Raw genomic sequence first — 13,780 nt, forward strand, 5'->3', positions numbered from 1 at the left:
CGAAGCAATGACGTGGAGGTATGACTAAGTTATAATCAAAATAACCTCTAATTTTAAATTTTCATTTTTTTTTGAAAGTTTAAAAACTTGTTTATATTTGTGCATGGAATTGGCAGAGGCAAAGTTAAAGTTCATTGAGGCGTGGGGTAAGCTGGGATCGGAGTGGGGGATAAACCGCACCATGGCCCAGGTCCATGCTTTGCTGATGATTTCGCCGGAAGCTTTAACTACCGAAGAGGTAATGGCCGAGCTAAGCATCTCTCGCGGTAATGCCAACATGACCCTGCGCGATTTGATTGACTGGGGGTTGGTTGAAAAGCAACACAAAACCGGCGAACGTAAAGAGTTTTTTTACGCCGAGAAAGATGTGTGGACTATTGCCCGCCGTGTAGCCGAAGAACGTAAAAAGCGCGAGCTTACACCTATTATTAAAATACTTGATCAGCTGGGTGCAGTTGAAGGTGATGCAAAAGATCCGGCTTATAAAACGTTTAAAACCACGGTTACCGATATTAACAAGCTGGCTAATAACGTAAATAAAACATTGGACACCATGCTTAAAGCCGAAGAGAACTGGTTTTTTGGTTCGATACTGAAAGTGTTTAAATAAATTTTTTTATATCAAAATTTCATTTTTTACTGAAAATTCTAAATAATTAATAATAACTGAATCTTTAACATCATGAACTACTTTATTTTAACCTATGTTATTTACCTGTTGCTAAGCATAGCATTAACCGTGTGGGTTGCCAAGGTGTTGTTTAAAAACGGGCGGATTTTTTTAGTGGATATTTTTCACGGCAACAATGAACTGGCCGATTCTGTAAACAAGCTGCTGGTGGTGGGCTTTTACCTGGTAAATATAGGCTATATGAGCCTGGCGCTTAAAGAGTATGGCTCTATTGCCAATATGCAGGTAGTAGTTGAAGTACTTAGCTATAAAGTGGGCTGGATAATTTTAATATTGGGCGGTATGCATTTCCTAAACCTTGTCATTTTCTTTAAGCTGCGTAACCGCGCTAAACGGGAAAGTGCATTTAATATAAGTGCTTAATTTTTAGTTTTTGTTTTGATTTGGCGGGGTAGGCAAACATTTGTCTGCCCCGTTTTTTATGGGCGATATTGTGTATCAGGCAGCAGCACGTTTTAATTGGTTGCTTATCCTGTTTAATAAAACATCAATATCAAAGGGCTTGGCAATAAAATCATCGGGAGATCCGTCCTGGTTAAGCCGGCCCGGATCATGGCTGGCCGAAATTAATATCACAGGTATATTTTTGGTTTCCTGTTGGGTTTTAAGCGTTCTGCAAAGTTCACGGCCATCTAAATTGCCAAGCATAATGTCAAGCAAAATCAAATCGGGTTCATGCTGTTTCACGCGGTCGAACAGGCTTTTACCCTCTGCTAAGGTGTCAACCTCATAACCTGATTCTTCCAGGATATATTTTATTATTTCTAAAATGTCTTTGTCATCGTCAACCGCTAATATCCGTCGCATAGGTAAAGTGTTAAAAAATGTATCGGCAAAAAACTTGTGCGATATTGCTTATCCAATACCGCACAATCTCAAGCAATTACTATACCAAGTATTATGCTGACCAATTTCAGGCCTCAATCGCTATTTTATTCGATTTTATTTAAGGAGATTCTATTGTTATGTGGATATTACGGGTATGTTATTGTATACAAATGAGGTCGGAGTTCTAAAACAGCGGAATGATGCTGTATAAGAATGGATTGTTTATACGCTGAAAGGGACAGAACATCAAGCTTCTGAAAGAAGTTACGATGGATTGTACATTATTTTATAATAACGAGGGCCGACTTTTTACACTTCGCACAAAAGTATTTCCTTACGGGTATAAAAAACAGAATGTTTTTTAAAAACCAACTCCTTCGCATCTGGAAATGATAAGGGGCACCGCATTTTGAACAAAAATATTTTTTTCTTGACCTGGCTTCGTTTTCTTCCACAAATTTTAAAATAACAGGAAGCCAAAATACAATATCTATGCTATCGGTGGAGAAGAAATAGAAGAAAAATACTTTTAAGTAGGCATTAATTTCTTTTTATGAAAAAAAATAAATTAAGCTATCGTAGGATATACCGCTTGCGTTGGCATCTGTAGCACATATACCTTTTCAGAGGAAGGAAAAACAGGAATTTTTTTACGAAAAAGCCTCTGGGTACGCGGTTGTCAAGTTCAGATTTACACCTGGGGCACACGGGGGCCTTTTTTATTTCCGCTTTTTCTTGTTCGTTTATCGATAGTACCATAATACAATCAGGGGTTATTGTATTTAACTAATTTGTTTTGTATTAACTTATAAAACAAAGTTAATATAATTATCAATATTTCATTTAGGTTGTTAAAATATTGATAATTATAAAAAAAAACCTTTGGAAACTGGGTTTATTTGTAAGTATGTGTCATTTTAAGTGTTTTTTTTATTTTATTAATAATCACCATTTATAACACGCAGGAAAAAAGTCTGTAATTGAGGTTTAAAAGTTTTAACGTAAAGGTGAGGTAAGCCAATTTTGGTTGCGGAGGAAGGAAATGGCGTTGTTTTTAAAGCAGGTTGTTGACCTTTTCAACAAGTTCAGTCAAATCAAAAGGTTTGTTGATTATTGCGTCGCAACCGTAGCTAATAAGCTCACTTTCGTTACTTACGTAAGCTGAAAAGATAATTACCGGAGTATTACCAAACCGGGGGTGCACTTTTATACTGCGGCAAATCTCGCCACCGTTTGTACCAGCTACACGATAATCAAGAATAACCAAATCAGGTTCAAAACTTTCAAGCAGCGGAAGCACATCAGCACTTATCGCCGTGCTTCTAACTTCAAATTGTTCATAAGTAAGGGTTTCATGAACAATATCAAGGATGTCCTGATTGTCATCCAATACCAAAATACGCTTTACCATAATAAAAATGAAAGAAATAAATGCCGAAAAGGTATTAAAGTATGCTCGTTAAAAATACAGTGTCCTGTAAATAATGGTTTGGGCTTAAATCTTAATCGGATAAAACTTTAATGCAAAATTAAAACTATTTTTTATAAAATTAATGAAACAGCCCCTTAAATAGCAAAACGTTGTGAGTTAGTTACACTCAATAATTTATCTATTAGCATGTAATATACATTAAAGCTACTTAAATGTTTTAATATAAAATCAAAGTAATTAAATGCTTTTACCATTAAAAATCCGAAACTCAAATTTTGTTATTACTTTAGTTGGCAGCAGCGGGTGTCCAATACTCAGGTTACATACCACTGGCCATACATAAACATATAATTTAATGGTACTGTTAACTATCTTTTTTTGTATTGTTCTACTGGTTTTGCTGGTGAGCCTCGTAAAAGTAAATCCTTTCATTGCGTTTCTGATCGTTTCAATAGTAGCCGGGTTATTATTGGGTATACCTATTAATAAAGTGACAGCCTCGGTGCAAAAAGGAATGGGTGATATTTTAGGCCAGCTGCTCATTATTATTTGCCTGGGTGCTATGCTGGGCAAACTTGTTGCTATAAGCGGGGCCGCGCAAAAAATAGCGGGTGTGCTTGTTGATGCTGTAGGCGAAAAGTATATCCAGTGGGCGCTGGTTGTCGCGGGGTTTATTATAGGCATTCCGTTGTTTTATGGGATTGGCTTTGTGCTTATGGTTCCGCTTATATTTTCGGTGGTTTATAAATATAAGCTGCCGGCTGTTTATATAGGTCTACCTATGTTGGCCTCGCTATCGGTAACGCATGGCTTTTTGCCTCCGCATCCATCGCCCTCGGCATTAGTGGCCTTATTTCATGCTAATATGGCCACAACCTTTATTTACGGGCTCCTGATTGCTATTCCGGCCATTATACTGGCGGGGCCGGTGTTTGCACAGTTTCTTAAAAAGATCCCATCAGAGCCGCTGGCTACTTTCCGGGCCGAAGAGTTGCCTACAGAAAAATTGCCCGGTGCGTTCAACAGCTTTTTTACCGCCTTATTGCCCGTTTTATTGTTAATGCTTACGGCGTTTTTTCCATACCTTAATATAAAGGATCCCGGCGTGGCTAAGGTTATTACATTTCTTGGCGATCCGTCAATTGTTATGTTGATAGCACTTATGGTTGCCACTTATACTTTAGGTATAAAGCAAGGTAAAAGTATGGGTATGCTGGCTGGAAGTTTTACCGATGCTGTGAAAGATGTAGCACTGATATTATTGATCATAGCAGGTTCAGGCGCTTTTAAAGAAGTTTTAACCGCCAGTGGGGTAAGCAGCCAGATAGCGTCGCAGCTACAGTCTTTTAATTTGCCTCCTCTGTTGCTGGGGTGGGTAATTGCCGCAATTATCCGTGTCAGTTTAGGTTCGGCAACAGTAGCCGGATTAACGGCAGCGGGCATTGTTGCGCCGCTGGTTTTGCAAAATCATGTTAATCCCAATTTGATGGTGCTCTCGATCGGGGCGGGCAGCCTTGCGTTTTCGCATGTAAATGATTCGGGGTTCTGGCTATATAAAGAGTATTTTAATTTAAGTATTAAGGACACCATCAAGTCCTGGTCGTTAATGGAAACGCTTGTTTCTGTTATTGGGCTTGTAGGTGTAACTGTTATTAATATGTTTGTTAAATAAAACGCCACTTATTATGAAGAAGCTGTCGGTAGGTTTGTGCCTGTTGATTTTTATGCTGATTGCCGGCCATTGTGCTTTTGCGCAGCAGGTTAGCGCCGCGGGTAGCTATTACAATTCGCTCGATGGCGTTAAGATATATTACGAGATAAAGGGCGATGGATTTCCGGTGATACTGGTACATGGCTTTTCGGGTACCGGCGAAGGCTGGAAAAAAGGACAACTTTATACTGTTGACAGCAGGCTACAAAGTGATCATATTGGATCAGCGGGGCAACGGGCGGTCGGACAAGCCACATACCGACGCAGGTTACGCCAATGATGCCGAAGCCAAAGACATTATGGGTTTAGCCACAAGCCTTGGCCTTAAGCAATATGATATTGTTGGTTATTCGCGCGGATCGATCATTACTTCGCGTGTGTTTGTGCTGGATAAACGGGTTAAAAAAGCTGTGATGGGCGGCATGGGCGATGCTTATACCAACCCCGAATGGCCCCGAAGGATCCATGCCTATAAGGCTTTAATGGGCGATACCAGCTATCATGATGTTGACGGAATGATTAAATACATTCGCAGTAACCCCTTTGATGAGCTTGCTTTGGCCTATCAGCAGAAATGGCAGCCGTCAACCAGTAAGCAGGAATTAGCTAAAGTGAAAATCCCGGTATTACTTATAGATGGAACCGAAGATCATGATAACGGCGATGAGGTTACGCTCAACAAACTTATTCCCGGCTCAAAGCTCGTCCACGTTCCGGGAGATCATAACAGTGCCAGCCGCACCCCCGAATTTTCAAAGGCGGTTTTAGATTTCCTGAAATAACATTGTCAGCTAACCTTCTTTTGTTGAAATTTTGAACAGCTATTTTCAATAACGGCCTGCTATTTGTATAAGTGTTTGTGTTAACACTTATTAAATACATACCAAATGAAAAAGCTAATGTTATATATGTGCTTTTTAATCGGCCTGATGTTATCCATCAGTATTAATGCCGGCGCACAAACTACAAAGAAAAAGGGAATCAGTAAACAAGGCAAGGGTGCTATAATAGGTGGCGCCGGTGGTGCCATTGCGGGGGGCCTCATTACCCATAGTGCAGGTGGTGCTTTAGTTGGCGGCGCACTTGGTGCCGGCGGCGGTTATATTATAGGTAACGAGGCCCGCAGACGTGAAGAGAAAAGAAAACGTGCTGCTCGTATTGCCTGGCGCAGGGCTCATCCCCACCATCATTATACCACCACCAAAACAACTGTAACCAAACAAACAACTTACCATTAATTTAAACAGTGGTGATTAAGGCCTGTAATTGTTTAAAGTTACAGGCCTTTTTTATTTTAATTAAAATTTAACTAAATTGAAGCGATCGCCCTGTTTTATTCGTTATGAATATTATTAACGGTCAAACTGCATGGTACTATTTTCTGTTTAAAAGCGATGGTGAAAGGGTTATCTGTAATAATATTATGTTTAATTCCGGTCATAGTGCTGGCGCAAGGGCAGGTTACCGACACTATAAACATAAAAAAGGATACGGTACCCCAAAGAGATGTTATTGATATAGTACGTTCAATCTTTAAAATACAGCCCCGGCAGCAGGCAACTGTAAGAAAGAAGATCTACTTTTCTGTTTTTCCTACGTCAACAAGTGATGGTCGAAGTGGGGGGAGGGCGCTGTTTACTTCAACGACAGCCGGGTTTTACCTCGGCGATGAGGCTACTACTAATTTATCAAGTTTTACTTTTACCCCTTATTTTAATTTAAAAGGGAGATATGGTTTGCCCATCAGGTCAAATATCTGGCTTAACAATAATGAATGGAATATCCAGGGCGATACCCGGCTGATGGTTTATCCGCAGTTTACCTGGGGTTTAGGCGGCAACCAGGGTTCCGGGGATAAGTTCCTGGTAAACTATAATTACCTCCGCTTTTATCAAAGTGTGTTAAAGCAGGTGAAGCCCTACTTTTATGCAGGTTTAGGGTATAACCTGGATTACTATATGGATATAGAAAGCAATGGCGATCAAAACCTGCGGAAGTTTACAGGCTATAAGTATGGCACCGCGGCCGACCAGGATGCTTTTTCATCGGGTATAACACTCAATTTATTGTATGATTCGCGCAGAAACTCCATCAATCCCTTACCCGGAGCTTACGCCAATGTGGTTTACCGGGTTAACGCCAAAGCATTTGGAAGCCATACCGATTGGCGCTCATTATATGTTGATGTGCGTAAGTATCTGCAGTTAAGCAATTCGGGGCCTAAAAACGTGCTTGCTTTATGGGCCTTTTTTTGGACAACGCTTACGCCACGCACACCCTACCTAAACCTGCCGAGCCTCGGTTGGGAACCTTATCAGCGGTCGGGCAGGGGATTTCCGCAAAGCCGTTACCGGGGAGACAGACTTGCATATTTTGAAACAGAATATCGCCGCGATATTACCCGCAACGGATTATTGGGCTTTGTTGTATTCGCAAATGTAAACTCCGTTACCGAGCCCGGAAATCATGCCTTTGTATACTGGCACCCAGCCGGTGGCACAGGGCTGCGGTTCAAGTTCAATAAAAAAGCCGGCACCAATATTAGTCTTGATTATGGAGTGAGCAAAAACTTCTCATCAATAAGTCTTAATTTAGGCGAGGCGTTTTAGGGAGTCCATAGTCGATGGTTCATAGTCCATAGACAATTGCCTGGGCTTTAAAAATCACTAACATACAATAAAACCCAATACTACCATCGACCATGGACTATTGACTATGGACCAAATACATATGACCAAACAAAAATATACTGTACTCATCCTTATATTGGGTTCACTCACGGCACTTGGCCCTTTTTCTATCGATATGTACCTGCCTGGTTTTAAGGCGATAGCCAAATATCTTCATACCAGCACTGATGAAGTTGCGTTGTCGTTATCAAGCTATTTCATTGGTATTGCCGCCGGACAGTTGCTTTATGGTCCTTTGCTTGACAGGTTCGGCCGTAAAAATCCGTTGTACTGGGGGCTGGGGCTTTATATTGTTGCATCAATGGGGTGTTTCTTTTCTTCATCGCTCGAAATGCTCATTGTGCTTCGTTTTTTCCAGGCGGTAGGCAGCTGTGCGGCCAGTGTGGCGGCCATGGCCATGGTGCGCGACCTGTTCCCGGTTGAAGATAATGCCAAAGTATTTTCTTTGCTGATACTGGTACTGGGTGCATCGCCCATGCTGGCACCTACCATAGGGAGCTATATCACAGCAACTTTTGAATGGCAGATCATTTTCCTGGTATTAACCATTATAGCGGTGTTGATATTGCTGGCCGTAATATTCTGGCTCCCCGAAAGCTACCAGCCCGATCCAACATACTCCTTGAAACCAGGGCCAATTATAGGCCATTTCATAACTGTTTTAAAAGATGCCCAGTTTGTAACCTATGCCATAGGGGGCGCATTCGCGTTTGCCGGTTTGTTTGCTTATGTATCAGCATCGCCCATTGTATTTATTGAAGGGTTTAAAGTAAGTGAAACGCAATTCGGGTGGATCTTTGCCGGTTTGTCAGTTGGTTTTATCGGCTCGAGCCAGCTAAACAGTGTCCTGATCAAAAAATACAAAAGCGAACAAATGATAGGTGCATCATTGATTTTGATGGTTATTATATCGATCGTGTTTTTTGCAGGCTCATTAAATCATTGGTTTGATATAGGTGGAACTATAGCTATGATATTTGGTGTATTATGCTGCATTGGGATATGTGCACCAAATACATCTGCATTGTCACTTGCTCCCTTCACTAAAAATGCCGGTTCGGCATCTGCAATATTAGGTGCTTCGCAGATGGCTGTGGGGGCTTTGTCATCTATAGGCATCTCGGTAATAAAACAACATAGTTCACTGCCTATGGCAGCGGTTATGGTTGCCTCATCAATTTTGGCGCTTTTAATTGTGTTTATTGGGAAGCGGTTTATAAAACACAAGGTTGAGGCCAGTGGGGATGTTGTTGTGGCGCATTGAACCTTGATTTTTAGGATTGAAGGATTTGCATGATTTTAAATTGCCTGTAAAGCAAACGCTACCGCAAGGCTTTGCCTTGTGGTCCGCATGCAAGGTTTACACATATTGAGAACTTTGATTTTTTATGCCGTTGTTAGTGTTATCACTACAGTTGTTCGGAAGATTTTATAATTCCCTCCCTTGGGAGGGGTGCGCTGGGATGTGTAGTGGCAGGGAGGGGTTTATACGTCATTAAAGTGGATAAGTCTGCCGTCGAAACCCCTCCCTACACCCTCCCAAGGGAGGGAATCGCACAATCCCGCGCTTTTTATTTCTTCCAAACACCAACAACCGCGAGAACCCGTGATTTTTAGAATTGCAGGATTTATGTGATAGAAATTAGCGTTAAAATTTACTTGCCCGTAAAGCCGTAACCTTTGAGCCGTCAGGGCCGGTGCTTTCAAAAACTATCTTATTTTCGGTTAATTCCGAAACGTAAAAAACAAAACCGCGCGTTTTACCATCAGGCAATTTCTCAGTGATATTCATGTTGCTGCCATTAAGCGTGAAGCTGCCATGCGACAGGAACTTGCCGCCCCAAACTATCAGGAACTTCATTTCGGGCGTAAACTGGATGTAAGGCACGTTTGCATCTAACTCAGCTTGTTTTACAGTATCCGGCGGACTGGCATTCGGATGCTCGATTTTTACATACTTCCATTTGCCGGTAAGTGTTGTAACCGAAACTGTAGGTTTGCATGATGTTATAAAAAGTGCCACAATAGCAAGCAATAAAAAGCATTGTTTTATCATAACATAAAATGTTTGGATAAAACTATACAATTGCTTTTAAAATTGAAAGCGTAAACGAAGGCTTAGTCTTTAGTCTTGAGTTCGAAGTATAGAGAAGAGAAAGACAGATTTATGACTTTAKACTTAGTACTACCGACTTTACACTATTATTTCTCTGTGCCCTTCCTGGTACGCTCTTCTGCCTGCTTCACTTCGTCCTTTTCACTTAGCGGGCCTTCGGTTTTGATCTCTTTTGCTTTTGGTTGTCCCCGCGTTTTTGTTGAACCTGCTTTGGTGCCTTCTTTTTGGGTGTCTTTAAGGATACTCATAGCGGTAATGTTAAATTTTTATTAAATGGAATAATACTTGTTTAACTAAGCCGGTTGAAAAATGTTTCCTGAAAAAATATTATAAAATTTACTTTCTGTGTATCAATTAATTACATGGATTTGACGCCGCTCATAAAATATTTTAAAGATTTTTCGTAACAAAGCATAATTGCAACTGTCTTAATGACACTATATAGCCAAGGTACTCTTCCAGGTAAGCTATAAGTATTGTGAGGGCCCGCACCTTAAGGGTTCCGTTAATAAAAAAAATCAAAAACAATCTTTAAAAAAATGGACAATCTAATTGTTAGTCTGTGGTGGGTTATACCCGTCATAGTGTTATTGCTGATGTACAAATTTGTTTTGCGCGTGTTTTTCGGTATGGTTATCGTACCCGACAACCGTATCGGTCTGGTGATCAAAAAGTTCACCCTATCGGGCAATACCCGTTTGCCCGATGGTCGTATTATTGCCACTAATGGCGAAGCCGGTATGCAGGCCAAGGCGCTTGCTCCTGGTTTGTACTGGCGTATGTGGCCCTGGCAGTTTACCATTAATATGGAGGCATTTACCATTATTGAGCAGGGTAAGCTTGGGCTGATCAAAGCTAAAGACGGTGCATCGTTTGATACCGGCCGTGTATTAGGAAAGCCAGTTGAATGCGATAAATTTCAGGATGCAATAGCGTTTTTGGATAACAAGGGCCAAAAAGGCCCGCAGGCCGCTTTCCTTACGCCTGGTAGCTATCGTATCAATACTTTTTTGTTTGAGATAGAGATGGTGCCTATTACCCAGATCCACGAAAATAAGGTAGGCATTGTTACCACCCTGGATGGTGAGCCGCTGGATAAGGGCGAAATTGCCGGCGAATCGGTAGCTGGTCACAAGAACTACCAGGATCCTATTGCGTTTATTAACGCCGGCGGTCGCAAGGGCTTGCAGGAGGATGTGATACTGGCCGGTACTTATTACTTAAACCCATGGTTTGTAATTGTTGAACAGGTTGACATGACCTATATCCCAATCGGTTATGTGGGCGTAGTAAACTCCTTTGTTGGCCCCGAAGGTTTGGATACCAGCGGCGATAACTTTAAGCATGGTAATATTGTTAAACGTAACCAAAAGGGTGTTTGGGAAGAGCCGTTAGATCCGGGTAAGCACCCGGTTAACATTTATACACATGCGGTTGAAATAGTGCCTACTACCAACATCGTGCTTAACTGGGCCGATAGCCGTACAGAGGCGCATGAGTTGGATAAAAACCTGTGTACCATTACGGTAAGGTCAAGCGATGGTTTTACATTCAATTTGGATGTGTCGCAGATCATTCACGTGCCGCGTAATGAAGCGCCAAAGGTGATTGCCCGTTTTGGTAAAATGAAAAACCTGGTATCGCAGGTATTGGAACCCACTATTGCCAACTACTTCCGTAACTCGGCTCAAAAGAGTGATGTGATCGGGTTTTTGGCCAATCGTATCCAGAGGCAAACAGATGCCCGCGAGCATATAGGTGCTGTATTAACAACCTATAACGTAATTGGAGTGGATACCCTGATAGGTGACATCGTGCCACCGGCAGCACTGATGAAAACCCTTACCGACCGTAAGCTGGCCGAAGAGGAAAAGGTTACTTATGAAATTCAGCGCCATGCCCAGGTTGAGCGTAAGGAGTTTGAAAGCGCCCGTGCAGGTGCCGATATGCAGCCTGAGGTAGTGAAATCAACCCGCCAGGTTGAGATCAACACCCAGATGGCAGCTTCAAGGGTTGCCGCATCAAAAGGTGAGGCCGAAGCCAAAACCATCAACGCCAAAGCCGATGCAGAGGTAAGGATCACGATAGCCAAGGCCGACGCCGAAGCAAAAACAGTGAACGCAAAAGCCGATGCTAATGCTACAGAAGTGAATGGTTTGGCCGAAGGCGCCAAGATCAAAGCGATAGGTTTATCAGAAGCCGAGGTAACCAAACAGAAAACCGAAGCAATGGGTACCGAACAATATGCCATAGTACGTGTGGCCGAAGCTTTGGCTGCCGCCGGTATCAGGTTAGTGCCTGAGATATTGGTGAGCGGTAAAGATGGCGGCAGCGGCGGTATGATTGATGCCCTTATTGGTACCGAAATGCTTAAAAAACTGCAGATCGAAAACCAGGGGAAAGGCGGTACCACCACTAAAGGCGAATAGTTAAAATACCGGATGCATAAAATTTGAAAGTGGGTTATGCAATCCCTGCAAATTATGCATCATGGTTAAGGTTTGTGATTAGAGATTTTTGAGGAAGAGTACAAATAGACTCAAAATCCTAAACCATTTTATTGAAGAGATCAGCGGCGGGAGGATAGTGATTAGTTGCGGCCTCCGGTTTAAGATAATACGTTCTTTATACCTAAACTTTATTTAAGAGATCAGAGGTTGGAGATTAGAGGTTGGGACCTATGAAAATGGTTGCACTTTATGATCCGACTAAACTGATATAATTTAATTGACGAGGCTTTTAACCTAAACCGATCAATTGACAAAGGCATCCGCGAGGGATGCCTTTTGTGTTTTATAAAGAGCCATTTAAAAAGACGCTTGCGTTGTTCCTATCCATCACATATTAAAAAATACGGTCATGTTGAGTATGTGAAATCCAGGGCTTCTGAAGGAAAGTCGACCTATCCCCACCGCCCTTCCGAATTTATTTCGGCATCCCACAGGACAGGTAGCCCGCTTTGCTTAGCATAGTTGCTTAGCGAGTGAGGTGCTGAAACAAGTTACCCATGACATAAAAAAAAAACTGTCATCCTGAGGCACGAAGGATCTTCTTTAACAAGAATTGCCGATATATAGGGCGAAGAAGATGCTTCGTACCTACTCATGACATAATTTAAACAGGAGTCATGCTGAGCCTGTCGAAGCATGGTGGGCAGGCCTCTGCGCGCGACCCTTCGACAGGCTCAGGGTGACAGGCCCTCTTTGGTTAATGTCGTTTCACCTTCAGATTTCGCCGGATTTATACACTCAGCATGACAACGGGGCAAATGTCATTTTCTGTTTCAAAGGCCTCGATTTAAATACTTAGCATGACGTGTTGGAGATGTGTCATTTCACCTTTAAAGTTCAACTAATTTGAGCCCTCAGCATGAAGATCTGGAGGTGCCATCAACGAAATCATCGAAATCAAAAAAACAATCAACGGTTATAGGTCGCTTAGTTTAAATGTATCCTTAACCCTGATACCTTTTTCTGTTTCCAATAAAGTGCAGCACTCATTAGCCGGGTCGTGCTCCAGATATAATACATATTCTTTTTCCAAAGCCTCGTTTAAGAAGAGCTTTTTCTCGGTAAGTGTTTGCAGCGGGAACATATCGTAAGCCATTACATAGGGGATAGGCAGGTGCCCGACAGACGGAAGCAGATCGGCCATGTACAGGATTTGTTTTCCTTTGTAATTGATAAGCGGTAGCATCATTGATTCGGTATGGCCGGATACAAAACGGATGTCAAAATCTTTCATGAAATTAATACCATCTTCAGCGTCTACAAATTGTAACTGGCCGCTTTCCTGTATGGGGATAATATTCTCCTTAAAAAAAGAAGCTTTTTCACGTTCGTTAGGGTTTACTGCCCAGTCCCAGTGTTTAGGGTTGCTCCAGTAAGTAGCATTTTTAAAAGCAGGTAGCAGGCTCTCACCATCCCGTACAACGGCACCACCCACATGATCAAAGTGCAGGTGAGTTAAAAATACGTCGGTAATATCATCCCTATGGAAGCCCAATGAAGCCAGTGAACTATCCAAACTGGCGTTGCCATGAAGGTAATAATGGCTAAAGAACTTTTCGCTTTGCTTATTGCCTATGCCCGTGTCAACTAATATCAGCCGCTGTTCATGCTCAACCAGCAGGCAGCGCATGGCCCAGGTGCAAAGGTTGTTTTCATCGGCAGGATTGGTTTTGTTCCAGATAGTTTTCGGAACAACGCCAAACATAGCCCCGCCATCTAATTTAAAAAATCCGGTATCGATGGTGTGTAGTTTCATTTTTGGGCGATGGTCCATAGTCGATGGACCATGGTTGTTGTTAAAC

At 42.0% G+C, this 13,780-nt stretch carries 14 protein-coding genes; 9 read left to right on the forward strand and 5 right to left on the reverse strand.

The window, feature by feature from the left end; genetic code table 11:
* The first annotated feature begins 103 nt into the window (after nt 1-103).
* Nucleotides 104-610 carry a GbsR/MarR family transcriptional regulator gene (locus AC1DUD_RS29490; protein ID WP_112567846.1) on the forward strand — a complete coding sequence of 169 codons (507 nt, stop codon included), beginning with the start codon at nt 104-106 and terminating at the stop codon, nt 608-610.
* A gap of 72 nt (nt 611-682) precedes the next feature.
* Nucleotides 683-1,054, forward strand: a complete 372-nt coding sequence (locus AC1DUD_RS29495; RefSeq protein WP_121228302.1) for a hypothetical protein — start codon at nt 683-685, stop codon at nt 1,052-1,054.
* Between the two features lie 75 nt (nt 1,055-1,129).
* On the opposite strand, the gene AC1DUD_RS29500 is transcribed toward AC1DUD_RS29495, so the two are convergent.
* Nucleotides 1,130-1,498, reverse strand: coding sequence for a response regulator (locus tag AC1DUD_RS29500; protein WP_477381257.1), 369 nt, complete (start codon nt 1,496-1,498; stop codon nt 1,130-1,132).
* Between the two features lie 1,075 nt (nt 1,499-2,573).
* The gene (locus AC1DUD_RS29505) at nt 2,574-2,930 is read right to left on the reverse strand and encodes a response regulator (RefSeq protein WP_477381259.1); all 357 of its coding nucleotides are present in this window, start codon (nt 2,928-2,930) and stop codon (nt 2,574-2,576) included.
* Between the two features lie 376 nt (nt 2,931-3,306).
* On the opposite strand from AC1DUD_RS29505, the gene AC1DUD_RS29510 reads away from it, so the two are divergent.
* From AC1DUD_RS29510 to AC1DUD_RS29535, 6 genes are all read left to right on the forward strand, one after another.
* Nucleotides 3,307-4,623 carry a gluconate:H+ symporter gene (locus AC1DUD_RS29510; protein WP_477381261.1) on the forward strand — a complete coding sequence of 439 codons (1,317 nt, stop codon included), beginning with the start codon at nt 3,307-3,309 and terminating at the stop codon, nt 4,621-4,623.
* Between the two features lie 13 nt (nt 4,624-4,636).
* Nucleotides 4,637-4,942, forward strand: a complete 306-nt coding sequence (locus tag AC1DUD_RS29515) for an alpha/beta fold hydrolase (protein WP_477381263.1) — start codon at nt 4,637-4,639, stop codon at nt 4,940-4,942.
* Nucleotides 4,854-5,444, forward strand: a complete 591-nt coding sequence (locus tag AC1DUD_RS29520; RefSeq protein ID WP_477381265.1) for an alpha/beta fold hydrolase — start codon at nt 4,854-4,856, stop codon at nt 5,442-5,444. Before AC1DUD_RS29515 ends, AC1DUD_RS29520 begins: the two co-directional genes overlap by 89 nt.
* A gap of 105 nt (nt 5,445-5,549) precedes the next feature.
* Nucleotides 5,550-5,900: a hypothetical protein gene (locus AC1DUD_RS29525; protein WP_477381267.1), complete on the forward strand. Its 351-nt coding sequence runs from the start codon at nt 5,550-5,552 to the stop codon at nt 5,898-5,900.
* Between the two features lie 204 nt (nt 5,901-6,104).
* Nucleotides 6,105-7,271 (forward strand): BamA/TamA family outer membrane protein, encoded by a 1,167-nt coding sequence (locus tag AC1DUD_RS29530; RefSeq protein ID WP_477381269.1) that lies wholly within the window; start codon nt 6,105-6,107, stop codon nt 7,269-7,271.
* 121 nt (nt 7,272-7,392) lie between these two features.
* Complete coding sequence (locus AC1DUD_RS29535) at nt 7,393-8,616, forward strand: multidrug effflux MFS transporter (RefSeq protein ID WP_477381271.1); 1,224 nt, start codon at nt 7,393-7,395, stop codon at nt 8,614-8,616.
* A gap of 384 nt (nt 8,617-9,000) precedes the next feature.
* On the opposite strand, the gene AC1DUD_RS29540 is transcribed toward AC1DUD_RS29535, so the two are convergent.
* Nucleotides 9,001-9,408: a hypothetical protein gene (locus AC1DUD_RS29540; protein WP_477381273.1), complete on the reverse strand. Its 408-nt coding sequence runs from the start codon at nt 9,406-9,408 to the stop codon at nt 9,001-9,003.
* Between the two features lie 146 nt (nt 9,409-9,554).
* Nucleotides 9,555-9,716 carry a hypothetical protein gene (locus AC1DUD_RS29545; protein ID WP_477381276.1) on the reverse strand — a complete coding sequence of 54 codons (162 nt, stop codon included), beginning with the start codon at nt 9,714-9,716 and terminating at the stop codon, nt 9,555-9,557.
* A 291-nt stretch (nt 9,717-10,007) separates the two neighbouring features.
* On the opposite strand from AC1DUD_RS29545, the gene AC1DUD_RS29550 reads away from it, so the two are divergent.
* Nucleotides 10,008-11,897, forward strand: a complete 1,890-nt coding sequence (locus AC1DUD_RS29550) for an SPFH domain-containing protein (protein WP_477381278.1) — start codon at nt 10,008-10,010, stop codon at nt 11,895-11,897.
* Between the two features lie 997 nt (nt 11,898-12,894).
* Here the strand turns inward: AC1DUD_RS29550 and AC1DUD_RS29555 are convergent.
* Complete coding sequence (locus AC1DUD_RS29555) at nt 12,895-13,734, reverse strand: MBL fold metallo-hydrolase (protein ID WP_477381280.1); 840 nt, start codon at nt 13,732-13,734, stop codon at nt 12,895-12,897.
* Nucleotides 13,735-13,780 lie beyond the last annotated feature (46 nt).

Source organism: Mucilaginibacter sp. P4_A11 (genome assembly GCF_056402535.1).